This window comes from Neisseria weaveri, assembly GCF_900638685.1.
GTDB classification, from domain to species: Bacteria; Pseudomonadota; Gammaproteobacteria; order Burkholderiales; family Neisseriaceae; genus Neisseria; species Neisseria weaveri.
The window spans coordinates 1,234,787-1,259,217 of sequence record NZ_LR134533.1; the positions used below are offsets into that span (position 1 = coordinate 1,234,787).

Sequence of the window (24,431 nt, forward strand, 5' to 3'; positions counted from 1 at the left end):
TTCCTGTTTCAGCCTGCTTTTGTATGCGATAAAATGCCCTTCTCAAAATATTAAAGAACGCTTTCAGGAAACCAACGCGGTTTGTGTAGCGTTCCTAAACAAATAAAAAGCCATCATGCAAAACATCAAAAACAATCAATTGGAAAATACAAATAGGCCGTCTGAAAACGAGTTTCTGCAAAGCAAAAACCTTTCAGACGGCCTGAAATCCCTTTCCCCAAGCAAACCGCGCTACCGCCTAACCAAACTCGGCGAACAAATGGCACGCCTTCCCATCGACCCTAAAGTCGCCCGCATTCTGCTGTCGGCACAAAAGCACGACTGTATGGCGGAAATACTCGTTATCGTGTCCGCCCTGTCGATTCAAGACCCGCGCGAACGGCCGCTTGAAGCCCGCGAGGCTGCTCAAAAAGCGCACGAACGTTTTACCGATAAGCAGTCCGATTTCCTCGCCTACCTCAATATTTGGGACAGCTTCCAGCGCGAGCGCGACAAAGGTTTGTCTAACAAACAACTGGTGCAATGGTGCCGCCAATATTTCCTTTCCCACTTGCGTATGCGCGAGTGGCGCGAACTGCACCACCAGCTCGCCGACATTGCCGTGGAAATGGGCTTTACCACCAAAGAGCAGGCTTTCAGACGGCCTCCTGCACAAGAGCAGCTGAGGCCGTCTGAAAACGCCGGCGACCAAGATTTATCTGCCAAACTCAAACAAAAACAATTAGATAAAAAACAGCATCGCGCCCATATCCGCGCCACCAAAGAAGCGGGCTACGAACAAATCCACCGCGCCTTGCTGACCGGCCTGATTGCCAATGTCGGCATGAAATCGCCCGACGGCCACGACTACACCGGTGCGCGCGGCGCGCACTTTCATTTGTTCCCTGCCTCCGCCCTGTTCAAATCCAAACCCAAGTGGGTAATGGCCGCCGAACTCACCGAAACCACTCGCCTTTATGCCCGCGATGTCGCCGCCATCCAGCCCGAATGGATCGAGCAGGAAGCCCCGCATCTCGTGCGCTACCACTATTTCGAGCCTCATTGGGAGCAGAAACGCGGCGAAGTTGTCGCCAGCGAACGCGTTACCCTCTATGGGCTTACCGTACTGCCGCGCCGCCCAGTCGCCTACGGCAAAGTCGCCCCCGAAGAAGCCCGCGAAATCTTTATCCGCAGCGCACTGGTGACGCAGGAATGCAATCTTCAGACGGCCTTTTTTATTCACAACAAAAAACTGATTAAAGAAATCAGCGAGTTGGAACACAAATCGCGCAAGCAGGATGTGTTGGTGGACGAAGAAGCCTTGTTTGAGTTTTACAACCAGCGTTTACCGCAGTTTTATGAGCCGTCTGAAAAGGTAGGTCGGGCATCTCTGCCCGACAATACAGGCCTGTCTGAAAGTGCAGAAGCAGAAAACGTAGGTCGGATTCTCGAATCCGACAAAACCAAAACCGTAAGTCCCCAGCCCGACAACACCGCCCCCGTTTCAGACGGCCTTTCAGGTAGCCCCAAGCACACAGGCCGTCTGAAAAAACCATTGCCCCTTGCCGACATCCGCACCTTCCAAAGCTGGCTTAAAACCGTCGAGCACGACAACCCGCACCTGCTGTTCCTCACCCGCGAAGACCTCATGCAGCACGCCGCCGCGCACATCACCGAAGAGCAGTTTCCGCCCCATTGGAAAAACGCCGACGGCAAATTCAAACTCAGCTACCGCTTCGAGCCGCACCACCCGCTAGACGGCGTAACCCTCACCCTGCCGCTCACCGTGCTCAACCGCCTCCACGCCCCCGCCCTCGAATGGCTCGTGCCCGGCATGTTGCGCGAAAAACTACAACTGCTTATCAAAGCCCTGCCCAAACAAATCCGCCGCATCTGCGTGCCCGTGCCCGACTTCATCACACAATTTTTAGAAAGCAACCCCAACCGCCAAGAGCCGATCATCCCCCAGCTTGCCCGCTTTATCGCCAAAACCGCCGGCGACATGCGCCTGCTCGAGCAAATCGACCAAGACGAATGGAGCGCATTCAAACTGCCCGAGCACTGCTATTTCAACCTCCGCATCATCGACGACGGCGGCCAAGAGCTTGCTACTGGCCGCGATTTAGCCAAACTCCAACAAGAGCTAGGCCAAGCCGCCGCCGTAACCTTCCGCGACAACACCCAAGAATTCGAGCGCGACAACCTCACCAACTGGGACATCGGCACCCTGCCTGAAAGCATCAAATTCGCCCGCGGCAAACAACAGCTCACCGGCTACCTCGGCCTGCAAAAAGAAAAAAACGGCAGCATCGCCCTGCGCCTGTTCGACACCCCCGAGGCCGCCGAACAAGCCCACCGCCAAGGCGTGATCGCCCTCATGCAGCTCCAGCTCAAAGAGCATATGAAAGACCTGAACAAAGGCATACAAGGCTTCACCCAAGCCGCCATGCTGCTCAAACACATCAGTGCCGACACCCTGCGCGACGACCTCACCGCCGCCATCTGCGACCGCGCCTTTATCGGCGACGACGAGTTGCCCCGCAGCGAAAAAGCCTTCAAAGAACAAATCAAACGCGCCCGCAGCCGCCTGCCCGCCGTTAAAGAAGCCATGAGCCGCTACCTGCAAGACACCGCCGCCGCTTACGCCGAACTCAACGGCAAACTCGGCAAACACCCGCTCACCTACCTGCTGCGCGAACGCACCCAAACCCTGCTGTCTGCCGGATTCGCCGGCCGCACCCCCTGGAGCCAATGGCCGCGCCTACCTGTCTACCTCAAAGCCATGACCCTGCGCATGGAAAAATACAGCGCCAACCCCGCCCGCGATGCCGCACGCGAAGCCGATATTCAAGAGTTGGAACAGATGTGGCAAGACAAAGTGCAATCACTTTTGAAACAAAATCAACCCGTTTCAGACGGCCTCAAGATGTTTAAGTGGCAAATAGAAGAACTGCGCGTGTCGCTGTTTGCGCAGGAGTTGAAAACGCCGAGTCCGGTGTCGGTGAAGCGGTTGTTGAAGGAGTGGGATAGTTATAGAAATTTATGATTTTCAATACGATAAGAAAATTAGTTTGAATTTTAGTACAATAGTCAATAATCTAAACAGAGTAGCAATCAAATGAAACCAACCTTCCAAACCAAACTAGGTAATATTTACCATGCTGATTCATTAGACTATATGCAAGAATTACCTAATGATACAGTTAATCTCATTGTGACATCGCCACCTTTTGGCTTAGTAAGAAAAAAAGATTATGGTAATGCCGATGCGCACGAATATTTAGATTGGTTCAAACCATTTGCAGAACAATTTCATAGAATTTTAGCTGAAAATGGTTCCTTAGTAATTGATATTGGGGGAGCTTGGCTAGCTGGACAGCCTACACGCTCCTTATATCATTATGAATTATTAATCATGTTATGCAAGGAATTTGGATTCCATTTGGCCCAAGATTTTTTTTGGTGGAATCCAGCAAAACTACCTACGCCTGCAGAATGGGTCAATATCCGGAGAATTCGTGTAAAGGATGCGATCAATTGCGTCTGGTGGTTATCTAAAACGCCCTGGCCTAAAGCCAGTAATCGCAGAGTTTTAGTTCCATATAGTGATGCAATGAAAGGTTTATTAAGAAATGGCTATGATGCAAAATTACGACCAAGTGGTCACGATATCAGCGATAAATTTTCTGCCAATAACGGGGCTGCTATTCCACCTAATTTAATTGCTATTGCTAACACCGAAAGTAATTCGCCATACTTGAAAAAATGTAAGGAAAAAGGAATCAAGCCACACCCAGCAAGATTTCCAATAGACTTGCCTGAAATGTTTATTCGAATGTTAACTGATGAAGGAGACATGGTACTTGATCCTTTTGGTGGTTCATGCGTTACAGGAGAAGCCGCAGAGCGACTGAACCGTCAATGGGTTTGTGTTGAACTAGAAGAAAATTACATAGAAGGTGCAAAACTACGTTTCCCTGTTCATCATATACCCAAAAAAACAAGTAATTATACTATTTCTCACCCAGCTTCATTATGGGGTAGCGATATAGACTTGTTTTCAAATAAAGAACAATTACCATTAGACGGTGGAAAAAGCAGACGGTCAGGAACTAAATAGGATATTTTAGGAAATAATCATGGCTGCAATACGTCAATCACAAATGATAAATATCTTACTAGATGCTATTCAAGCATCAGGCGGTAGCGCAATATTTTTAGGAGGAAATAGTAAACCTTACAAATTTATCATTCAATTTCAAAATAATCGTTTTGAACTGTGGGTTTACATCTGGACAGTTACCCACGGAGGGGGGCAACGTTCGTCTAGGGAATTCAGAATTCAAATGACATCTGTTGATTCTCCTTTGGCAACTAATCCAAATGGATATACTGTTTTAATGGGGTACTCTCCTGAACTAAGCGTGTTCGCCGGATTTAGCCTTGAAAAACATAAAACATTTACTGCTGGATCGCCATCTATCCAGATTAATCTGAATGCACTTGATACAGGCTTACAAAATGGCTTTGGATTCTCCACCAAGGATAATAGTGAAATTGCAATTGGTATTCGTCCTGACCTATTTATTCAATATTGTTTGAATGCTAAAGCATTACATGAGACTGGTAATATAGAAATTCTTCCTATATTAGTTAATTCCATCGAGAATAATACAAATGAAGAAATTTCTACCGAAATAGAAAAGGAAATAGAGGCATTACCTTTAGAAAGAAAATTGATTGTGCAAAAGGTTCAGAAACTTTCGCGAGAATCTAAGTTTAGAAAAATTGTTATTTCTGCTTATGATAATAGATGTGCAATTTCTCGTATGCAGTTAAAACTATTAGACGCAGCTCATATCCTTCCAGTTGCGAGTAATATTAGTACTGACCATGTTACAAATGGCTTGGCTTTAAATCCAACCTTACATAGGGCTTACGATAATTCATTAATTTATATAGATGAAAATTTTGAAATGCAGATAAATCCAAATAGAAGGCAAGAACTGTATTATATTAACCAACTAGATGGGATTGACTATTTAGAACAATTTGTTGGCAGAGTTATTTATTTACCGCAAGATAAAAATCAACGCCCTAATATTAATAACATTATCCAAGCCAATATATATAGAAATATTCCTAAAAAATAGCTAGCGTAGTCTATATGCAATGATGATCCATCAACACGTATGTGTTGTTTGAATTCAAACAACTTTCTATGTACCTTGATACTCTACTGGTGAAACTACATTAGTTAAGTTCATGAAAATGCTATAGCCGTCTGAAAATTCTTACGATAAGGTTTTCAGACGGCCTTTCTTACATGGGCACTCGTTAGCTGTGAATGTAACAAGCTTATTTATTCTCTTCCAACACAATGGGTTCGAAATCAAAGGTGTACTCCATAATTTCACCGGTTGCGACGTGCCTGTGGGCTTGCGGTTCGATTTTTAGATATTTGACCATGAACATTTTGTTTTCTGTGGGTTTGGGAACGGGAGTGAGAACACTTGTGATGAAACGAATGTCCGGCAGGCTGAACAATAATGCTTCTACTTTTACTGTGCTGTTTTCTCCTGATTCGTTTGTATAGCCGGTATATAAGTTGGTAACCGGTGGGAGCAGGCATAGCCTGCGTGAAACTTAACACTCTATTGATGAATGCCGGCGATACGATAGTAGGATGGTTAATACATAGAAACAGTGAGGCCGTCTGAAAATTTGAAGGCCGGCGGTTAATGTGATTGAGGAAGCTAAGGTATATTTGATTTGTGAACATTTAAAAAAGCAAAAAAGCCAAGTTTGGAAACTTGGCTTTTTAAATTTGGTGGGTCGTGAAGGATTCGAACCTTCGACCAACGGATTAAAAGTCCGCTGCTCTACCGGCTGAGCTAACGACCCGATAAGATGTGAATTATAGTTAAGGTTTTTTTTGCTGTCAACGCTTTTTTGTAAAATTTTTTACGGGAACGGAATATCGGCGTTTGTGTCAAAATGAATGATGTTATACTCGGCGCGTCTGCGGTTGGAATAACGGCGGATTTGTTTGAAAGTTATGGAGAATATTAATGATGAAAAAATTTCTTTTTGCAGCCGTTGCGGTTGCAGGTTTGGCTGCTTGTTCTAATGAAGTGAAACAGGAAGCGAAAGAGGCGGCTCAGGCTGTGGCTTCTGATGTTCGTGATGCTAAGGCTGAAGCGGCTTCGGCTGTGTCTGCTGCGGTAGATGCAACCAAAGAGGCGACGCAAAATGCTGCGGATACTGCCAAAGAGAAGGTGGAAGCAGTGAAAGAGAATGCCGGTGATGCGGCTAAGGAAGCGGTGGACAATACCAAACAGGCGGCTCAGGCTGTGGCTGATTCTGCCAAAGAGGCGGTAAACGAGGCTTCTGATAAGGCTAAAGATGCTGTGGCTGCGGCTAAGGAAGCGGCTGAAAAGGCGAAAGACGCTGCAACCAAATAAGGCTCTGCTTGCTGCAGTTTGCCGAAATAACGGCTAAACGTATCGGCTGATTGGCCGGTTGCATGACAAACCGCACACGTGATGTGCGGTTTGTTTTGGGTTGCCCGTTTTGATTTCAGACGGCCTCGGATACAATATTGTGTTTGAGGCCGTCTGAAAATTTATGGCGGCAGTATTTTTATCGGATAAGCAAGCTGATGATTCAAAAGATATTTGACTGGTTCGAATCCTGTATCGACCCCTATCCCGATACGTTGCCGAAAACGCCCGAAAAAGGTTTGTGGCGTTTTTTGTGGAGCAGCATGGAAGGCATGCGCGGATGGATTGCGGTGTTGGCGTTGATGACGGTCGGCATCGGCATTATGGAAGCCTTGCTGTTTCAGTTTATGGGCAAAGTGGTCGACTGGCTGGGCCAATATACGCCGCAAACCTTGTGGGCGGAAAAGGGCTGGGCTTTGTCGGGCATGGCGGCGTTGATGGCGTTTGCCGTGTTGTGGCATTTCATTGCATCAAACGTGCGCCTGCAAACGCTGCAAGGCGTGTTTCCGATGCGTTTGCGTTGGAATTTCCACCGTCTGATGCTGGGGCAGAGCCTCGGGTTTTATCAGGACGAATTTGCCGGGCGGGTTTCGGCCAAAGTGATGCAAACGGCGCTGGCGGTGCGCGATACGGTAATGACGCTGGCCGATATGGTGGTGTATGTGCTGGTGTATTTCATCAGCTCGGGCGTGATTCTGGCAGCGTTTGACGGCTGGCTGCTGCTGCCGTTCGTGTGCTGGATTATCGCATTCGGTGCCGTGATGCGTGTGCTGATTCCCAAGCTGGCGCAAACGGCGAAGCGGCAGGCGGATGCGCGTTCGCTGATGACCGGCCGCATCACCGATGCCTATTCCAACATTACGACGGTCAAGCTGTTTTCGCACGGTGCGCGCGAGGCGGGCTATGCCAAGCAATCCATGCAGGAATTTATGGTAACGGTGCATGCGCAAATGCGTTTGGCCACCACTTTATATACTTGTAATTTTATTGTGAATACGTCGCTCACCTTGTCCACCGCCGCATTGGGCATTTGGCTGTGGCATCACGGGCAGGTCGGCGTCGGCGCGATTGCCACCGCCACTGCTATGGCTTTGCGCGTGAACGGTTTGTCGCAATACATCATGTGGGAATCCGCCCGCCTGTTTGAAAACATCGGCACGGTGAGCGACGGCATGGGTACGCTTTCCAAACCGCATACGATTGTCGATAAGCCCAATGCCCTGCCGCTGAAAGTGGCGCACGGCGACATCCGTTTCGAGCATGTCGATTTTTCTTACGAAGCAGGCAAACCCTTACTCAACGGCTTTAACCTGCACATCAAACCCGGCGAAAAAGTCGGCTTGATCGGGCGTTCCGGTGCCGGCAAGTCCACGATCGTGAATTTGTTGCTCAGATTTTATGAAGCGCAAAGCGGCAGCATTACCATCGACGGCCAAAACGTTACCGACATCACCCAAGAAAGCCTGCGCGCCCAAATCGGCTTGGTGACACAAGACACCAGCCTGCTGCACCGCTCCGTGCGCGACAACATCGTTTACGGCCGCCCCGATGCCACCGAAGAAGAAATGATGCAGGCCGCCCGCCGTGCCGAAGCCGCCGATTTCATTCCCAACCTTTCCGATGCCAAAGGCCGCAAAGGATACGATGCCCATGTGGGCGAGCGTGGGGTCAAACTTTCAGGCGGCCAGCGTCAGCGTATCGCCATCGCCCGCGTGATGCTGAAAGATGCGCCGATTCTGCTGCTCGACGAAGCCACCAGCGCGCTGGATTCCGAAGTGGAAGCGGCGATTCAGGAAAGTTTGGATAAGATGATGGAAAACAAAACCGTGATCGCCATCGCCCACCGTTTATCCACCATTGCCGCCATGGACAGGCTGATTGTGCTCGACAAAGGCCGTATCGTCGAAGAGGGCAGCCATGCCGAACTGCTGGAGAAAAACGGTTTGTATGCCAAACTGTGGGCGCACCAGAGCGGCGGGTTTTTGGCAGGACACGCAGAATAAGGCCGAGGCCGTCTGAAATTTCAGACGGCCTTTTATCGATAACCTATCCGTTTTGCATACGGAATAAGTTTACAATCAGCCTGATCTGCCTGATAAACCGCCTGCCTTGACAGTTTATTGCACTTTAACAGGCAAACCATTACGTCTGATAATTTATAATAAGCACCCGCACGGCATACGGCTGAATCGGCTGTTTTGTCGGAAAAATTGTGAACGGCAGGCCGCATTATCGGTCTGCTGAATAGTGTCTCATTAATCAGTAAACCCGAGGCCGTCTGAAAATTTCAGACGGCCTCACGGCAAATCCGCCTGCTTTCGGCTGTAGATGATCGGTAGCCGGTTGTACAGAGTCGGGTCGGTTTGCCGTATCTATCGTGAATCGGATATTTATGTCTATCAAAACTGTTTACCGTATTTCCGTATTGGCTGCCGCCGCGGCGGTATTGGCCGCTTGCGGCACGAAAAAACGCACGGCGCCGGTTGCGGTGCCGCCGGCTGCTTCCGTTCCCTCCGTTACGCCGGGCCAGCCCTTGCCTGCCGGCGTGCCTTCGCCGCTTGGTTACAGCCTGTCGCCCGGCGGAGGGGCAACTTATACCGTTGTCGCCCACCGTGATTTGCCGCAATGGCCGCAACAGCCGTTTGCCGACAGCCTGCGCTCGTTCAGATTGGGTTGCGCCAAGCTGCAAAACCGCGCCGAGTGGAGTAATGTCTGCCGGCAGGCCGCCCAAACGGTTGCCAACCATGCGGCGGCACAGCAGTTTTTCGAACAATATTTCACCGCTTGGAAAGTGAGCGGCAACGGCAAGGAAGCCGGAACGATTACCGGCTATTACGAACCGGTGCTGCACGGCGATACCAAGCCGACCGGTAAGGCGCGTTTTCCGGTTTACGGTGTGCCGCAGGATTTTGTATCGGTGGACTTGCCCGCCCATTTGCGCAACAGTAAAGCAGTGGTGCGCGTTCAGCCTTCGGGCCAGAACAAAGGCGTGATTCAGGCGGCGGGGGCTTATGCGGCCGACTTGTCTCAATTTCCCATCAGCGAGCGTACGAAAGCCTTGAAAGGCCGTTTTGAAAACGGGCGGTTCGTGCCGTATTTCACCCGCAACCAGATTAACGGCGGCGCGTTAAACAGCCGTGCGCCGATTTTGGGCTATGCCGATGATCCGGTCGAGCTGTTTTTCCTGCATATTCAAGGTTCGGGCCGTCTGAAAACGCCCGACGGCCGTTATGTGCGCTTGGGCTTTGCCGATAAAAACGAATATCCGTATGTGTCCATCGGCCGCTACATGGCCAATAAAGGCTATCTGCCGTTGGCACAGACCACCATGCAGGGCATTAAAGCCTATATGCAGCAAAATCCGCAAAAACTCGCCGAAGTGTTGGGGCAAAACCCGAGCTATGTGTTTTTCCGCGAGCTGCCGGGCAATGACGACGGCCCTATCGGCGCATTGGGTACGCCGTTGATGGGCGGCTATGCCGGAGCGGTTGACCGGCACTACATTACTTTGGGCGCGCCTTTGTTTGTGGCGACCACCCATCCCGTTACCAACCGCGCATTAAACCGCCTGATTATGGCGCAGGACACCGGCAGCGCGATTAAAGGCGCAGTGCGTGTGGATTATTTTTGGGGTTACGGCGACGAAGCCGGTGCGGTGGCCGGCAAACAGAAGCATCCGGGTTATGTGTGGCAGCTGCTGCCCAACGGCGTGATGCCGGAATACCGCCCGTAGGCAGATTGGGATACGAAGCGTGCCTGCACCATCAAAAGGCCGTCTGAATTTTCAGACGGCCTTTCGATGTTTGTCCGGCATACGGGTTTGATCGGGAAGCTGCTGTTTGGTTATGGATATTTTATGGGTTCGGTTTGTCGGTTAAACGGTATTGCCATGTAATAAGGCCGTCTGAAAATTCAGACGGCCTTTGTTAAAAAACACAGCTTAAATTAGGAAATCCGTTCGATTTTCGCGCCCACTTTGCCGAGTTTGGTTTCGATATGCTCGTAACCGCGGTCGAGGTGGTAGATGCGCTCGACGATGGTTTCGCCGTCGGCTACCAAGCCCGCCATCACCAAGCTGGCGGAAGCGCGCAGGTCGGTGGCCATCACGGTGGCGCCGGACAATCTTTCCACGCCTTTCACAATCGCGGTATTGCCTTCGGCGGTGATGTTCGCGCCCATACGGTTCAACTCGGGCACGTGCATGAAGCGGTTTTCAAAAATGGTTTCCACCACCTTGCCGGTACCTTCGGCAATGGCGTTCATCACCATAAACTGCGCCTGCATGTCGGTAGGGAAACCCGGGTGCGGCATGGTGCGGATATCGACGGCTTTGGGGCGTTGCTGCATGTCGATGGAAATCCAGTCGTCGCCCGCTTCGATAACGGCACCGGCTTCCACCAGTTTATCCAGCACCACTTCCATGGTTTTCGGTGCGGCGTTGCGCAGCACCACTTTGCCGCCGGTCATGGCGACGGCGCACAGGAAAGTGCCTGCTTCAATGCGGTCAGGCACGACGCTGTGTTCGCAGCCGTGCAATTCTTTCACGCCTTCGACGGTCATGGTCGGCGTGCCGATACCGCTGATTTTCGCGCCCATTTTGACCAAGCATTCGGCCAAATCCACCACTTCGGGCTCGATGGCACAGTTTTCCAAAATGGTGGTGCCTTCGGCCAAAGTGGCGGCCATCAGCAGGTTTTCGGTGCCGCCCACGGTAACCACATCCATCACCACGCGCGCGCCTTTCAGACGGCCTTTGGCTTTCACATAGCCGTGTTCGATGGTGATTTCCGCGCCCATCGCTTCCAAGCCTTTCAAGTGTTGGTCGACGGGGCGCGAACCGATGGCGCAGCCGCCGGGCAAACTCACTTGGGCTTCGCCGAAGCGCGCCAGCGTGGGGCCGAGCACCAAAATCGAAGCGCGCATGGTTTTGACCAATTCATACGGAGCAACGGTGTTGTTGACCGTGCCGCCGTTGATTTCAAATTCGTGCACATTGTCGGTCAGCACGCGCGCGCCCATGCCTTGCAGCAGTTTTTGGGTGGTTTTCACGTCGCGCAGCATGGGTACGTTTTTCAGGCGCAAAGTGCCTGCGGTAAGCAAGCCTGCGCACATCAGTGGCAGGGCGGCGTTTTTGGCGCCGGATACGGTGATTTCGCCGTTTAACGGGCCGTTGGCGGAGATTTTGAGTTTATCCACAATTGTTCTTTCGGTAATTCGGCACGGTATGGACAGTCGTTGTTAATATGTTCGGCCGTGCTTTAAATAAGAATAACAGGCGGGAATTATAATGGATTTCCGATACGTTGCGGATTGTGCAGTCCGTAAAATTACAACAAATTTTATAAGCGGAGGCCGTCTGAAAAACAGACGCTCCGATTCGGCGGTTAAGACGGCTGCCCAAGCGTATCGAAACGGATAACGGCGTTTTCATCAATCCATACCGGCCGACTGTCGCCCGTTTGCAGTGGTTGCGCGGCCATTTGCTGCCAATCGGCAATCCATTCCAGTTCGCCGTATTCGGGATGTTGCAGCGTGATTTGGCAGCTTTCGGGTAAATAGAGTACATGGCTGATGCGGCTCGGGCTGCCTGCCGGATGGTCGAAATGTATGGCGTGTTGCGGAATGTGGTAGCCGGCGCGGATGTTGGCCGCTCCGATCAGGCGTGCCGCTTCGGCGTTGGCCGGCGCCTGCATAATCTTTTGGGGCGTATCGCATTGGATAACGAGCCCGTTTTGCAGTAAAGCGATGTGGTCGGCCAGTAGAAAAGCTTCTTCGGGGTCGTGCGTAACCATGACGGCAGGAATGTTTTGACGGCGGATGTGTGCCAAAGTCTGCAATCTGAGTTGTTGGCGCAAACCGGTATCCAAGCTGGAAAAGGCTTCGTCCAACAGTAAAACCTGCGGCCGGATGACCAATGCCCGCGCCAACGCCACCCGTTGCTGCTCGCCGCCGGAGAGGGCGTGAACCTTCCGTCCGCTTTCGGCGGCCAAACCGACTTCGGCCAACACGGCTTCCGCCTGCTGTTTGGCTTCGCTTTCGGCCATTCCCTGCATTTTCAGGCCGAAAGCGACATTCTGCCAAACGTTTAAATGCGGCAGCAGCGCATAATCTTGAAACATAAAGGCAATCCTGCGGCGTTCGGGCGGAATGCCGTTTTGGTTTACTTGGTTGATCCACACTTCGCCGCTGTCGGGTCGGAGCAGTCCGGCAATGATGTTGAGCAGGGTGGATTTGCCGCTGCCCGACGCGCCCAAGACGGCCAGCAGTTTGCCGTTTTCCACTTGCAGGTTCACGTTTGCCGCTACGGTTTTCTCGCCGAAACGCTTGTATATCTGTTTCAATTCCAGCATATCTTTTCCTTTTTTCAGACGGCCTTTCTGTCCGACTCGCCGGCATCCGAACACACAAACACAGCCAATGCCATCAACATCAAGATTAAAGTGACCACCATCGCGCGGTCGTGGTTGTCGGCGCCTGCCGTACCCAAATAACGGTAAACCAACGTGGTGAGCGTTTGCCATTCGGGGCGCGACAAAAACAAGGTAGCCGCAAATTCACCGATACAGGTTGCCGCCGCCAACACGCTGCCGCGCCGTAAAGCAGGCAGCAGCAGAGGAACGGTAACATATCTGGCCGTCTGAAAAGGCGTTGCCCCCAAGCTGCGTGCCGCCGTCTGATAACGGGCAGGCATTTCGTCCCATGCGGTTAGAATGTCTTTGGTAATAAACGGATAAGCCAGCAGCGCGTAGGTTGCCACCAGCAGCGGCAGCGAAGCCGTCCATTGCGGATAAAGCAGCAGTACGCCGAACGCCACGCATACCGGCGACACCATAAACGGCAAAAACGTCAAACCGCGTACCCAAGCCGCCCGACGTGCCAGCCAGGCATGCATCACGCCGAGCAATACCGCCAGCAGCATGGCGGAAAAAGTAAACCGCAGCGTATTCCAAGCGGCAGCCAGCGTTTCCGCTTCCGCCAGCACTTGCCATGAATTGCCCGCGCCGAAAGCCTGCAACGCCACCGCCGTCAAAGGCAGCAGACAGCAAAACACCAATATGCCGAGCGCACCGCCCAGCAGCAGGCGTTCTCCGGCGGTTTGCGGTTTACGCAAAGGCAGCGGAGCCGTTTGCCTGCCGCTGGCCGTGCGTCGGCTCAACCACGCATACAGTCCGCCGGCAACAGCGGTAATCGCCAACACCAGCCAAACCAATACCGAAGCCTGTGCCATATCCAATTCATAGGCAATCAGCTGGTAAATTTCCACTTCGATGGTGCTGTAACGGCTTCCCCCCAGCAGCAAAGCCAAACCGAAGCCCGAAAAACAATACAGAAACACCAAACACATCCCGCCCGCCAGCCACGGCAGCAACGCCGGCCATTCGATATGGCAGAAACGCTGCCAAGCATTTGCCCCCAACGTTTGCGCCGCTTTCAGACGGCTTGCCGGTACATTGGAAAACCCCTGATAGGCCGCCCGCACCAACACAGGCAGATTAAAAAACACATTGCCGTAGAGCAGCAGGTACGGCGTATCCTGCCAGCCTGCCCACAGCAAACCGTGCGTGCCGAACAGCGCCAACACCCCCATACCCGCCACCAGCGTCGGCATCACAAACGGCAGCATCAACAGCCGCAACACCAACCTGCGTCCGGGAAAATCCAGCCTTGCCAACGCCCATGCCGTGGGAATGCCCAGCAATGCCGTTACCAAACAGGTAACCGCCGCCTGAATCACCGTCCAACCGATACGCCATTGGATATATTCGTCATAAATAATGTCCCACAGCATCGTGCCTTCATCATAAGCGGCCAGCGCAACCAGCGGCGCCACCACCATCAGTATCAGGAAGCCGAGCGGAATCAGGGCAATCGACAAAGTGGCAAACAAACGGCGGATATTCATGATAGGACGGTATAAATATAAATTAAGTGGTGGAAAATACGTTATTTTTCAGACGGCCTGCCGACCGTATGCCGAGTATACCAATTTCAGACGGCCTGCCGTTGTGAAAATCGCGATTTGAGATTATGGATATTGAATGAAGTTTAATTAAAGATTACAGACGGAGGCCGTCTGAAAATCGGGATATCCGCAGACATCAGGCTTGATCGGCTTTATATTGCAATTTGTGCGGCCGACGGATACCACGCGTTTGCCTGATAAATCCCTTATAATGCGGTTTTTAGCAATCGATACGGGTAAAGGCCGTCTGAAAAATATGACTCAAAATGCAAATAATCTGTGTTGGCTCGACATGGAAATGACGGGTTTGGACCCTGAAAAAGAGCGCATTATCGAAGTGGCGATGATTATTACCGACTCGGATTTGAACGTATTGGCGCAATCCGAAGTGTATGCCATTCACCAGAGCGATGAAGTTTTAAACGCCATGGACGAATGGAACACGGCAACGCACGGTCGGACGGGGCTGACCCGGCGCGTGCGCGATTCGGTTTATACCGAAGCCGATGTGGAGCAGAAATTGCTGGCATTTATGGCGCAATGGATTCCCGAACGCGCCACGCCGATGTGCGGCAATACCATTCATCAGGACAGACGTTTTATGGTGCGCTATATGCCGAAACTGGAAGCCTATTTCCATTACCGCAATCTGGACGTATCCACCTTAAAAGAATTGGCCAGACGCTGGCATCCGGTAGTGGCCAAAGGCGTGGTCAAGCGCGGTTCGCATCAGGCTTTGGACGATATTCTGGAAAGCATTGAAGAAATGCGCTATTACCGAGACAACTTTATCCGTTTGCCCGAAGCGGCCGGTTGATTGAATGGCATAAATACTGTCGGGCAGCAGCCGTTGTTTGTCTGTGCCGTCCGGGTAACGGGCGGTGCGGGGGAATAACGGTATTTTGTTTGTGTAAAATCTAACCAATGTAATGATATTGTATTAAACTATACCGCCCGATGCTTCGCCGAAAGGACAAAGCACAGGTATTCCGCCGATTGGCCGGAAACTTTACGGGCATAAAAAGATTCTGTTTTTTCAGACGGCCTCGAAGTGCAGGCCGAATCTGTATTTCGGCATAAGCAAACCCGACGGTATAACGAAGAAGAGTTTGCAGTTGCCTTATTTGTGGAAAATGTTAAATGGAACTCACACAAACAACAATTTGGCAGACTTTGCAGCAGCATCGGCAAGCAACGGCATCCGTCCGTATGCGCGACCAGTTTGCCGCAGAGCCGGACCGTTTCGAACGGATGCATGAATCCTTACACGGTATGCTGTTCGATTACAGTAAAAACCGTGTGAACGAAGAAATTTTAGACGCTTTATGTGCATTGGCCGAACAGGCCGGTGTCCGCGCTTATGCCGAGTCCATGCGCCGCGGCGATAAAATCAATGCCAGCGAGCGGAGGGCGGTGCTGCATACGGCGTTGCGCTTGCCGGAAGACGCCGAACCGGTTTATGTGGACGGGGAAAATGTGGTTGCGAAAGTCCATCAGGAACTAACACGCGCATTGGCGTTTGCCGAAAAACTGTTGTCGGGCGAATACCGTGGAGCAACGGGCGAAACCATTACCGATTTCGTCCATATCGGTATCGGCGGTTCGGATTTCGGCCCCAGAATGGTCATGCAGGCTTTGCAGCCTTACCACCGCAATATACGGGTGCATTTTGCCGCCAATGCCGATGATGCCGATATTGCACAGGTTTTGGCGAGAGTCCGCCCGGAAACAACCGTGTTTTGTATTGCCAGCAAATCCTTTACCACGCCGGAAACCTTGCTCAACGGTGCGACCGCCCGAAGTTGGTTTTTAAATCAAGGCATGACCGAAGCCGACATATTGAAGCATTTTGTCGCCGTGTCGAGCAATGTCGAATCGGCACGCAAATTCGGGATTGTGCCTGAAAACGTATTTGCCATGTTTGATTGGGTGGGCGGCCGTTATTCGGTTTGGTCGGCCATCGGCCTGCCGGTGATGGTTGCCGTGGGTGCGGCGCGTTTCCGCGAGCTGTTGCGCGGTGCGCACGCTATGGACCGGCATTTCTTTACCACTCCGTTCCGCCGCAATATTCCCGTTTTGCAGGCTTTATTGGGCATTTGGTACAACAATTTTTACGGCTCGGAAAGCCAAACCGTGGTTCCGTACAGCCATAACCTGCGCCGGCTTTCCGGCTATCTGCAGCAGCTCGATATGGAAAGCAACGGCAAGCGGACGACGGTTGACGGCGGGGTTGTCGATTACCATACCGGCGCGGTCGTGTTCGGCGAAGAAGGCGTTAACAGCCAGCATGCCTATTTCCAACTGCTGCATCAGGGAACGCGCTTGATTCCGGTTGATTTTATCGTACCGATGCGTACGGCTTACGGCTACGAACAACACAACCGGTTTACCGTTGCCAATGCTTTTGCCCAAGCGGAATCGTTGATGAAGGGTAAAACCCTGGCTGAAGCAGAAGCCGAATTGTCCGCACTTCCCGACGAAGAGAGGCATAAATTGGCGGTACAAAAAGTGTTTCCCGGCAATAAGCCCAGCAACATGATTTTGTTGGACGAATTGTCGCCGTTTAATCTGGGCATGCTGTTGGCGATGTACGAACACAAAATCTTTGTTCAAGGTGTGGTTTGGGGCATTAACTCATTCGACCAATGGGGCGTGGAATACGGCAAGGTGCTGGCCAAGGCCATTGAGCCGGAATTGTTGCAGGAGGGCAGTTTGCAGCATGACAACTCAACCAACGGTTTGATAGAGTTTTACCGCCGTTGCCGCTCCGAACCCGGTTTGACGGAAAAATAAGCAAGGATAGCGGGCAAGAGGCCGTCTGAAATTTCAGACGGCCTTAAACATATCGGGCTTTCAATATCGGCCTATCCTTTCCGATTGGCAGATTTGTATAACAGCGCTGACAGTAAGATGAGATAACAAACAAAAAATGCCAATTCTCCCACGCTTGTGGGTGACCGTTGTATCTCGTACATAAACCAAGCGAAACATACCGGAATCGCGGCAATGGACAGCCTCCTTTTATATCCCTTGAGTTTCTCAGGTCTATTGTTATGCAGCCAAATCAAAAGAATCGGAACGGTTATGGTAAACATCAGTGTTGCAGTATGTAACATCGCGACTACGTGGGGTTGGCGTGACAGACAGTGTAAATAAAGACCTTGCGAACATTTATTTTGTTCAGTCGCCGTAGGTCGGATTCTCGAATCCGACATCAATCATGCCGGTTGATTGTCTGTATAAAGAAAGAGGCCGTCTGAAAATTTTCAGACGGCCTCTTATCATTTCAAATGCCTTAAATGCGTTTTGCCAGTTCTTCGGCTTTGCCCACATACAGCGCGGGTGTTAAAGCCAGCAGCTGCTGTTTGGCATCGGCGGGGATGTCCAGCGATTCGACAAACACTTTCAGCACTTCGGGTGTGATGCCGTCTTTGCCGCGGGTGAGGTCTTTCAGTTTTTCATACGGATTGGCCACGCCGTAGCGACGCATCACGGTTTGAATCGGTTCGGCCAAGAGTTCCCAAGTGGCGTCCAAGTCGGCGGCTAAGGCGGCGGGGTTGGCTTCCAGTTTGTTCAGGCCGCGCAGGTGGGCGACCAAGCCCAGCACGGTGTAGCCTGCACCTACGCCCATGTTGCGCAGCACGGTGCTGTCGGTGAGGTCGCGCTGCCAGCGGGAAACGGGCAGTTTTTCCGAAAGGAAGCCCAACACGGCGTTGGCCATGCCCAAGTTGCCTTCGGAGTTTTCAAAGTCGATGGGGTTGACTTTGTGCGGCATGGTGGAGCTGCCTACTTCGCCTGCTTTGACTTTTTGTTTGAAGTAGCCGAGGGAGATGTAGCCCCATACGTCGCGGTTGAAGTCGATTAAGATGGTGTTGATGCGGCTGAGGGTTTGGAAGAACTCGGCCATATAGTCGTGCGGCTCGATTTGGATGGTGTAGGGGTTGAAGGTGAGACCCAATGCTTGCTCGACGAATGTTTGGCAGTGCGCTTCCCAATCCACATCGGGGTAGGCGACCATATGGGCGTTGTAGTTGCCGACCGCGCCGTTGATTTTGCCTAAGAATTCTTGTGCGGCAAGCTGTTTGATTTGGCGTTGCAGGCGGTAAACGACGTTGGCGATTTCTTTGCCCAAAGTGGAAGGTGTGGCGGGTTGGCCGTGGGTGCGGCTCATCATCGGCACGGCGGCCAAGTCGTGCGCCATTTCGGTGAGTTTGGCGGTGATTTCGGCCAGCTTCGGCAGCAACACGGCTTCGCGTGCTTCTTGCAGCATCAGGGCGTGGGAAAGGTTGTTGATGTCTTCGCTGGTGCAGGCGAAGTGGATGAATTCGCTGGCGGCGGCAACTTCGGGCACGCCTGAAAAACGCTCTTTCAGCCAGTATTCGATGGCTTTTACGTCGTGGTTTGTGGTGGCTTCGATGGCTTTCACGGCGGCAGCATCGCTTAATGAAAATTCGGCAATGACTTTGTCGATTTCAGCCACGGTGAAGCCGCTGAATGCGGGTACTTCGGTAATTTTCGGCTCGGCGGCCAAGGCTTTGAGCCAGTTCAGCTCAACTTTTACACGGGCTTTCATCAGGCCGTATTCGGAGAAAATCGGGCGCAGGGCTTCTACGGATTTGGCGTAGCGGCCGTCAAGCGGGGAAAGTGCAGCAATAGAATCGATCATTTGTGTTTCCTGTCTGATGGGGCGGGAAAAAGAAGCGGCAATAAGGCCGAAATTGTCGGCAATTATACATCAAAACACGTTGCCGGTTTCAGCCTGTTTGCGTATTCAGACGGCCTGTATTCAGGCCGGTTTAGGGGCGCGGTGCGTTGCGCGAGGCTTTCCAGGCGGCATCCAAACGTGCGCCTGCCGCCTGCAGGGCGCTGTTGTGCCGGGATTGTTCGGCGGTTTCGTTTTGCAGCTCGGTTTCCAAGCGCGAAATGTCGGCTTGGGCGGATTGCAGGCGGATTTTGGCCTGTTCCAGCTCGGCTTGCAGTGAGGCGATGCGTCTGCTGTTGTGGGTTTGGGCTTTCAGCGTATCGCGGTAGGCGGCTTGGGCGCTGAGCAGTTCGTCTTCGGGTGCAGAGGCAAAAGCGGAGGCTGCGGCGGCACAGAGGCAGAGGGCGGACAGTGTTTTCAGGAAGTCGGGTGTATTCATGGCGGTTGCTTTCCGTTGGCTGGTGTTTGGGGTGAAACCGTTGCGTTTAAATTTTCAGACGGCCTTATAGGCCGTCTGAAAAAACAGTCTGTTTAGAGTTTGCGCTTGCAGACGGTTTCGTATTGTTTGGCGGTAATCGAACCTAAGGTGATACTCATCGGGCGCAGGTTGACTGCGGTATAGCGTTCGTCGGTGAGGGTTGAGCCGTTGCTGTCGAGCAGTTTCAATGCGGTCAGGCGGTAGGTTTTGTTTTGGCAGTTGATTTCCCATTCGCCGACGGCGGTTTTGTATTTCGGCAGGTTGGTATAGCGCTCTTCATTGGGTTTTAAAACGGTTTTTTTGTCGCGGAAGGTAACGACATGGCCGTTTTTCTTGATGCTGTCCATGTCGATGGAGGCTTTGATGTTGCCGTTGGAGGTGGTGCCGATGTCTTTCCAGTTGCCGCTGACGGTCGGGCCGTTGGCGGCACAGGCTGCCAGTAATAAGGCGGCGGTAACGGCGGCGGTGCGGCGGAGAATGCGCACGGTATTCATCATAAAAGGATTCCTTTTTTCAGACGGCCTGTCGGACGGATGACGGGCGCACTGCGGTTAAAAACGCTAAAATACGGTTTTTCTATAATATACGGATTTTGTTTGATGACCAACCCGTCTGCACGACAGATTTTGCAAGGTGTGTTCGGCTACCCCGAATTTCGGGGACGGCAGGAAGAAATTGTCGAAACGCTGGCAGCCGGCCGCAGCCTCATGGTACTGATGCCGACGGGCGGCGGTAAATCTTTGTGCTACCAGATTCCCGCCTTGATGCGTGAAGGTGTGGCGGTGGTGGTATCGCCGCTGATTGCGCTGATGAACGATCAGGTGGCCAACCTGCATGCGGCGGGGATTCATGCGGCTTGCGTGCATAGCGGTACGTCGGGCGAAGAAGCGCGCAGTATTGCGGAGAGTATGGAAACAGGCCGTCTGAAATTATTGTATGTGGCGCCGGAGCGTTTGGTAACCGAGCGGTTTCTCCGTTTTCTCGACCAGCATACCGTCAACCTGTTTGCCATTGACGAGGCGCATTGCGTCAGCCAGTGGGGGCACGATTTCCGCCCCGAATACCGCCAGCTCGGTATGTTGGCGCAGCGTTATCCCCATGTGCCGCGTGTGGCGTTGACGGCAACGGCCGATGCGGCCACGCGGGCCGACATGAAGCATTATCTCGGTTTGGAAAATGCGGCGGAATTTGTGGCCAGTTTCGACCGTCCGAATATTTATTATCAGGTTATCGAGAAAAACAACGGCAAAAAGCAGCTGCTCGATTTCATTAAAAAGCAGGCGGCAGGGCAAAGCGGGATTGTATATTGTCTGAGCCGTAAAAAAGTGGAAGATGTGGCGGCGTTTTTGTGTGAAAACGGTTTGGACGCCATTCCTTATCATGCCGGTTTGGAAATGGACGTGCGCGAAGCCAACCAAAAGCGTTTCACCCGTGAGGACGGCGTGATTGTGGTGGCGACGGTGGCTTTCGGTATGGGTATCGACAAGCCCGATGTGCGCTTTGTCGCCCATTTGGATATGCCGCAGAGCGTGGAGCATTTTTATCAGGAATCTGGGCGCGCCGGGCGGGACGGTTTGCCGGCGGTCAGTTGGCTGTGTTACGGCTTGAACGATTGGGTGATTCTGCGCGAGCGTATCGAAACGGGCAACAGCAGCGCCGAGCAGAAACAGGTGGAATTGCAGAAACTCGATGCCATGCTGTCGGTGTGCGAAACCGCCGATTGCCGCCGCGTGTTGCTGCTCAAGCATTTCGGTGAGGAGTCCGAGCCGTGCGGCCATTGCGACAACTGCCTGCATCCGCCGACCCGTTTTGACGGCACGGTGCCGGTGCAGAAACTGTTGAGCTGTGTGTATCGCGTCGGGCAGCAGTTTGCCGCCGGTTATGTCATCAATGTTTTGCGCGGCAAAACCGACGATTGGATTATCGGCAACTGCCATCACGAACTGTCTACCTTCGGTATCGGCGACGGTTTGAGCGATAAAGAATGGCGTGGTGTCGTGCGGCAATGTATCAGCTTGGGCTATCTGACCGTTAATCCTGCCCATTACCAAGCTTTGCAGCTGACTGCTGCGGCCAAAGACGTATTGAAAGGACGGGCGCAGGTTTGGCTCAGACCTTTGAAACGCGACAAATCGGCCACACGCACGCCGCAGGAAGCATGGCTCCGTACCGAAAGGGAAGAGCGGATTTGGCAGGCGTTGCGCAGCTGGCGCAAACAGCGCGCCCAAGACGGCAATGTGCCGGCTTATGTGGTGTTCGGCGACAGAACGCTGCGGGCTTTGGTGGACAAACTGCCGCAAACGCAAGAAGATTTGCGCGATATTTACGGTATGGGCGAAGCGAAAATCAGTGAATACGGCGAAGAAGTGCTGGAAATCTGTGCCAGATTCGCTCATGCTTGAAGCAGGCCGGGGCGGTCGAAAAACAGGTTTGTATAATCAAACCCAAACAATCAAAATAATTATTAAAGGAGCACACAATGAACAAAATCCTACCCTTATTGTTATCTTTGGGGCTGGTGTCCGGTTTGGCACATGCGGATGCATCCGACATCAAAGCCCGTCAGCAATATATGAAAGAATGGGGCGGTTTGAGTAAGAAAATGGGCGCGATGGTGAAAAACGGCAGTGCCGCCGATTTTCCGGCCAAAGAATTTGCACGTTTGGCGGCGCAAATGGGTGAAACTGCCAAAGAGCCGTGGCAGCATTATGATGCCGGCAGCCGCGGTGCCGGTTCGGAAGCGAAAGCCGCCGTATGGGAAAAACCGCAGGAATTTGAAGCCGCCATCCGCCGTTTCACACAAGCCGTGGATAAGTTGCAGACGGCATCCAGAGGCGGCCGCTATGACGATGTAAAAGCCGCATTCGGTCAGGTCGGCCAAAGCTGCAAGGCTTGCCACGATAAGTTTAAAGAAGATTAAGTGTGTCGGTTAACGCTGTTGCCGGAGGATAAATCATGCCGCTTCAAATTCTGAAGCGGCATGATTATTTGGGAATCGGGTTTTTTAATTTGGCAAGGCGATTAAAAAAATTCAGACGGCCTCAAGCGTGTTTATCTGCGCAGTTTCCAACCTGATTTCAATATGGCCAAGACCGCTGCCGCCAACACGATGCCGAATCCGCCGACCACCGATAAAGACAGCCAGGGCGAAGCGTCGCCCGTACCGAAAAAGCCGTAGCGGAAGCCGTCGATCATATAAAACACGGGATTGAAATGGCTGACGATGCGCCAAAATTCAGGCAGGCTGTTGATGGAGTAAAACACGCCGGACAAAAAGGTGAGCGGTACGATCAGGAAGTTTTGAAACATGGCGAGATGATCGAATTTTTCCGCCACAATGCCGGCCAGCAGGCCGAGTATTCCCATAATCGCACAGCCCAGCAGGGCGAAAACGGCAACCCAAAGCAGATTGTGCGGCAGCGGCAGGCCGAACGGTGCGGTTACCGCGATTACGCCCGCGCCCACCAATAATCCGCGTGTAACGGCCGCGCCGACATAGGCGGAAAACATCGCGGTAGCCGATAAGGGCGGCAGCAGGATAAACACCAAATTGCCGGTAATGCGCGACTGAATCAGGCTGCTGGAAGCGTTGGCAAATGCGTTTTGCGTCATGCTCATCATGGCCAGGCCGGGAATCAGGAAGGCATTGTAAGGAACATCGGGCAACGCCTGTACATGGCGGCCGATGGCGTGCGAAAAAATCAGTTGGTAGAGCAGCGCAGTCAGCATCGGAGCGGCCAGCGTTTGCAGGCCGACTTTCCAGAAGCGCAAGACTTCTTTTTTGAATAAGGTATAAAAGCCAATCATCGGCGCGGTTTTCCTTAAGGTTGTCTGATTGAGGCCGTCTGAAAATTCAGACGGCCTTTTTATTTCATCAATTTGACGAAAACGTCTTCCAAATCGGTTTCGGGCAGGGCAAGGTGCTGAACGCCGATACCGGCGTATTTCACGGTTTGTAACACGAAAGCCAGTTGGTCGTAGTCGTCGAGACGGAGCAGATAGCGGCGGTTTTGTTCGGAAAGCAGCCATTGGCGCAGGTTTTCCGGCAAGTTGCCGTCCAACTGCAGCTCGATGCGCAGGCCTTGTTCTTCCTGCAGCAGGTTTTCGGTTTTATCCAAAGCCACCAGCCGCCCCTGTTTCATCATGGCAATCCGGCTGCACATGCTTTGCGCTTCTTCAAGATAGTGTGTGGTCAGAATGATGGTGTGGCCTTGCTTGTTCAGCGTTTGGATAAATGCCCACAAACTCTGCCGCAATTCCACATCCACGCCAGCCGTCGGCTCGTCCAATACAATCACGGGCGGACGGTGTACCAAAGCTTGCGCCACCATCACGCGCCGTTTCATGCCGCCGGACAGATTGCGGGTGTTGGTGTCGGCCTTATCGGCAAGGCCGAGATTATCGATAATTTCGTCTATCCATGCTTCATTGTTTTTCAGGCCGAAATAGCCCGATTGGAAGCGCAGCGTTTCGCGGACGGTAAAAAACGGATCAAATACCAGCTCCTGCGGCACCACGCCCAAGCTCATCCGTGCCGCATAAGCATCGCGTACGACATCGTGGTTCATAATCCGTATCTTGCCCGAAGTCAGACGGCTCAAGCCCGCCATCGCGGAAATCAGCGTGGTTTTGCCGGCGCCGTTAGGTCCGAGCAGCGCAAAAAACTCTCCCTGCGCCACTTCGAAACTCACGCCGTTTAAAGCGGTAAAACCGTTCGGATACGTTTTCACCGCATGTTCAATACACAAAGCAGCTTGCATAACATCTCTTTATTATGGGTTGTCAACAGGCTGTCTGAAATTTCAG

At 52.3% G+C, this 24,431-nt stretch carries 18 protein-coding genes and 1 tRNA gene; 10 read left to right on the forward strand and 9 right to left on the reverse strand.

Translation table 11 applies throughout. From position 1 onward, the window contains the following. Nucleotides 1–115: 115 nt before the first annotated feature. The 3 genes from EL309_RS06010 to EL309_RS06020 all read left to right on the forward strand — a co-directional run bounded on the left by EL309_RS06010 (nucleotide 116) and on the right by EL309_RS06020 (nucleotide 5,132). A complete protein-coding gene (locus EL309_RS06010) occupies nucleotides 116–3,025 on the forward strand; it encodes a DUF3418 domain-containing protein (RefSeq protein ID WP_004285206.1) in 2,910 nt (969 codons plus the stop codon). 72 nt (nucleotides 3,026–3,097) lie between these two features. After that, a complete protein-coding gene (locus EL309_RS06015) occupies nucleotides 3,098–4,099 on the forward strand; it encodes a DNA-methyltransferase (protein ID WP_004285205.1) in 1,002 nt (333 codons plus the stop codon). 19 nt (nucleotides 4,100–4,118) lie between these two features. Continuing rightward, nucleotides 4,119–5,132, forward strand: a complete 1,014-nt coding sequence (locus EL309_RS06020; protein WP_004285204.1) for an HNH endonuclease — start codon at nucleotides 4,119–4,121, stop codon at nucleotides 5,130–5,132. Nucleotides 5,133–5,807: 675 nt separating this feature from the next. Here the strand turns inward: EL309_RS06020 and EL309_RS06025 are convergent. Next, nucleotides 5,808–5,883 (reverse strand) — tRNA-Lys (locus EL309_RS06025). 167 nt (nucleotides 5,884–6,050) lie between these two features. On the opposite strand from EL309_RS06025, the gene EL309_RS06030 reads away from it, so the two are divergent. The 3 genes from EL309_RS06030 to mltA all read left to right on the forward strand — a co-directional run bounded on the left by EL309_RS06030 (nucleotide 6,051) and on the right by mltA (nucleotide 10,215). Further along, on the forward strand, nucleotides 6,051–6,443 hold the full coding sequence (locus tag EL309_RS06030; RefSeq protein ID WP_004285201.1) for an Ag473 family lipoprotein: 393 nt from the start codon (nucleotides 6,051–6,053) through the stop codon (nucleotides 6,441–6,443). A gap of 197 nt (nucleotides 6,444–6,640) precedes the next feature. After that, entirely contained in the window at nucleotides 6,641–8,485 is a 1,845-nt protein-coding gene (locus EL309_RS06035; RefSeq protein ID WP_004285200.1) for an ABC transporter ATP-binding protein, read from the forward strand. Nucleotides 8,486–8,874: 389 nt separating this feature from the next. Continuing rightward, on the forward strand, nucleotides 8,875–10,215 hold the full coding sequence (gene mltA, locus EL309_RS06040; RefSeq protein ID WP_004285199.1) for a murein transglycosylase A: 1,341 nt from the start codon (nucleotides 8,875–8,877) through the stop codon (nucleotides 10,213–10,215). Between the two features lie 212 nt (nucleotides 10,216–10,427). On the opposite strand, the gene murA is transcribed toward mltA, so the two are convergent. The 3 genes from murA to EL309_RS06055 all read right to left on the reverse strand — a co-directional run bounded on the left by murA (nucleotide 10,428) and on the right by EL309_RS06055 (nucleotide 14,385). Beyond that, nucleotides 10,428–11,678 carry a UDP-N-acetylglucosamine 1-carboxyvinyltransferase gene (murA, locus tag EL309_RS06045; RefSeq protein WP_004285198.1) on the reverse strand — a complete coding sequence of 417 codons (1,251 nt, stop codon included), beginning with the start codon at nucleotides 11,676–11,678 and terminating at the stop codon, nucleotides 10,428–10,430. A 188-nt stretch (nucleotides 11,679–11,866) separates the two neighbouring features. Next, nucleotides 11,867–12,832 carry an ABC transporter ATP-binding protein gene (locus tag EL309_RS06050; RefSeq protein WP_172795952.1) on the reverse strand — a complete coding sequence of 322 codons (966 nt, stop codon included), beginning with the start codon at nucleotides 12,830–12,832 and terminating at the stop codon, nucleotides 11,867–11,869. 14 nt (nucleotides 12,833–12,846) lie between these two features. Beyond that, nucleotides 12,847–14,385 (reverse strand): ABC transporter permease, encoded by a 1,539-nt coding sequence (locus EL309_RS06055; protein WP_004285196.1) that lies wholly within the window; start codon nucleotides 14,383–14,385, stop codon nucleotides 12,847–12,849. A 316-nt stretch (nucleotides 14,386–14,701) separates the two neighbouring features. On the opposite strand from EL309_RS06055, the gene orn reads away from it, so the two are divergent. Both orn and pgi read left to right on the forward strand, forming a co-directional pair. Next, entirely contained in the window at nucleotides 14,702–15,262 is a 561-nt protein-coding gene (orn, locus tag EL309_RS06060) for an oligoribonuclease (protein WP_036494578.1), read from the forward strand. A 323-nt stretch (nucleotides 15,263–15,585) separates the two neighbouring features. Next, nucleotides 15,586–17,238, forward strand: a complete 1,653-nt coding sequence (gene pgi, locus EL309_RS06065; RefSeq protein ID WP_004285193.1) for a glucose-6-phosphate isomerase — start codon at nucleotides 15,586–15,588, stop codon at nucleotides 17,236–17,238. A gap of 502 nt (nucleotides 17,239–17,740) precedes the next feature. Here pgi and purB read toward each other — a convergent pair. The 3 genes from purB to EL309_RS06080 all read right to left on the reverse strand — a co-directional run bounded on the left by purB (nucleotide 17,741) and on the right by EL309_RS06080 (nucleotide 20,122). Then, on the reverse strand, nucleotides 17,741–19,111 hold the full coding sequence (gene purB / locus EL309_RS06070) for an adenylosuccinate lyase (RefSeq protein WP_004285192.1): 1,371 nt from the start codon (nucleotides 19,109–19,111) through the stop codon (nucleotides 17,741–17,743). Nucleotides 19,112–19,241: 130 nt separating this feature from the next. Beyond that, the gene (locus tag EL309_RS06075) at nucleotides 19,242–19,586 is read right to left on the reverse strand and encodes a hypothetical protein (protein WP_004285191.1); all 345 of its coding nucleotides are present in this window, start codon (nucleotides 19,584–19,586) and stop codon (nucleotides 19,242–19,244) included. Between the two features lie 92 nt (nucleotides 19,587–19,678). Continuing rightward, nucleotides 19,679–20,122 carry a surface-adhesin E family protein gene (locus tag EL309_RS06080; protein WP_004285190.1) on the reverse strand — a complete coding sequence of 148 codons (444 nt, stop codon included), beginning with the start codon at nucleotides 20,120–20,122 and terminating at the stop codon, nucleotides 19,679–19,681. Between the two features lie 102 nt (nucleotides 20,123–20,224). Between EL309_RS06080 and recQ the strand changes: the two genes are divergently transcribed. Further along, nucleotides 20,225–22,027, forward strand: coding sequence for a DNA helicase RecQ (gene recQ / locus EL309_RS06085; protein ID WP_004285189.1), 1,803 nt, complete (start codon nucleotides 20,225–20,227; stop codon nucleotides 22,025–22,027). 77 nt (nucleotides 22,028–22,104) lie between these two features. Then, entirely contained in the window at nucleotides 22,105–22,545 is a 441-nt protein-coding gene (locus tag EL309_RS06090; protein WP_004285188.1) for a c-type cytochrome, read from the forward strand. A 131-nt stretch (nucleotides 22,546–22,676) separates the two neighbouring features. On the opposite strand, the gene EL309_RS06095 is transcribed toward EL309_RS06090, so the two are convergent. Then, nucleotides 22,677–23,432 carry an ABC transporter permease gene (locus EL309_RS06095; protein WP_004285187.1) on the reverse strand — a complete coding sequence of 252 codons (756 nt, stop codon included), beginning with the start codon at nucleotides 23,430–23,432 and terminating at the stop codon, nucleotides 22,677–22,679. Between the two features lie 59 nt (nucleotides 23,433–23,491). Next, nucleotides 23,492–24,385 carry an ABC transporter ATP-binding protein gene (locus EL309_RS06100; RefSeq protein ID WP_004285186.1) on the reverse strand — a complete coding sequence of 298 codons (894 nt, stop codon included), beginning with the start codon at nucleotides 24,383–24,385 and terminating at the stop codon, nucleotides 23,492–23,494. Nucleotides 24,386–24,431 lie beyond the last annotated feature (46 nt).

Coding starts and splice junctions, on each gene's coding strand:
- mltA (WP_004285199.1), top strand. CDS start 8,875: ATGTCTATCAAAACTGTTTACCGTATTTCCGTATTGGCTGCCGCCGCG.
- EL309_RS06010 (WP_004285206.1), top strand. CDS start 116: ATGCAAAACATCAAAAACAATCAATTGGAAAATACAAATAGGCCGTCT.
- EL309_RS06035 (WP_004285200.1), top strand. CDS start 6,641: ATGATTCAAAAGATATTTGACTGGTTCGAATCCTGTATCGACCCCTAT.
- EL309_RS06055 (WP_004285196.1), bottom strand. CDS start 14,385: ATGAATATCCGCCGTTTGTTTGCCACTTTGTCGATTGCCCTGATTCCG.
- EL309_RS06015 (WP_004285205.1), top strand. CDS start 3,098: ATGAAACCAACCTTCCAAACCAAACTAGGTAATATTTACCATGCTGAT.
- orn (WP_036494578.1), top strand. CDS start 14,702: ATGACTCAAAATGCAAATAATCTGTGTTGGCTCGACATGGAAATGACG.
- EL309_RS06075 (WP_004285191.1), bottom strand. CDS start 19,586: ATGAATACACCCGACTTCCTGAAAACACTGTCCGCCCTCTGCCTCTGT.
- EL309_RS06095 (WP_004285187.1), bottom strand. CDS start 23,432: ATGATTGGCTTTTATACCTTATTCAAAAAAGAAGTCTTGCGCTTCTGG.
- purB (WP_004285192.1), bottom strand. CDS start 19,111: ATGATCGATTCTATTGCTGCACTTTCCCCGCTTGACGGCCGCTACGCC.
- pgi (WP_004285193.1), top strand. CDS start 15,586: ATGGAACTCACACAAACAACAATTTGGCAGACTTTGCAGCAGCATCGG.
- EL309_RS06090 (WP_004285188.1), top strand. CDS start 22,105: ATGAACAAAATCCTACCCTTATTGTTATCTTTGGGGCTGGTGTCCGGT.
- EL309_RS06030 (WP_004285201.1), top strand. CDS start 6,051: ATGATGAAAAAATTTCTTTTTGCAGCCGTTGCGGTTGCAGGTTTGGCT.
- EL309_RS06050 (WP_172795952.1), bottom strand. CDS start 12,832: ATGCTGGAATTGAAACAGATATACAAGCGTTTCGGCGAGAAAACCGTA.
- recQ (WP_004285189.1), top strand. CDS start 20,225: ATGACCAACCCGTCTGCACGACAGATTTTGCAAGGTGTGTTCGGCTAC.
- EL309_RS06020 (WP_004285204.1), top strand. CDS start 4,119: ATGGCTGCAATACGTCAATCACAAATGATAAATATCTTACTAGATGCT.
- EL309_RS06080 (WP_004285190.1), bottom strand. CDS start 20,122: ATGATGAATACCGTGCGCATTCTCCGCCGCACCGCCGCCGTTACCGCC.
- EL309_RS06100 (WP_004285186.1), bottom strand. CDS start 24,385: ATGCAAGCTGCTTTGTGTATTGAACATGCGGTGAAAACGTATCCGAAC.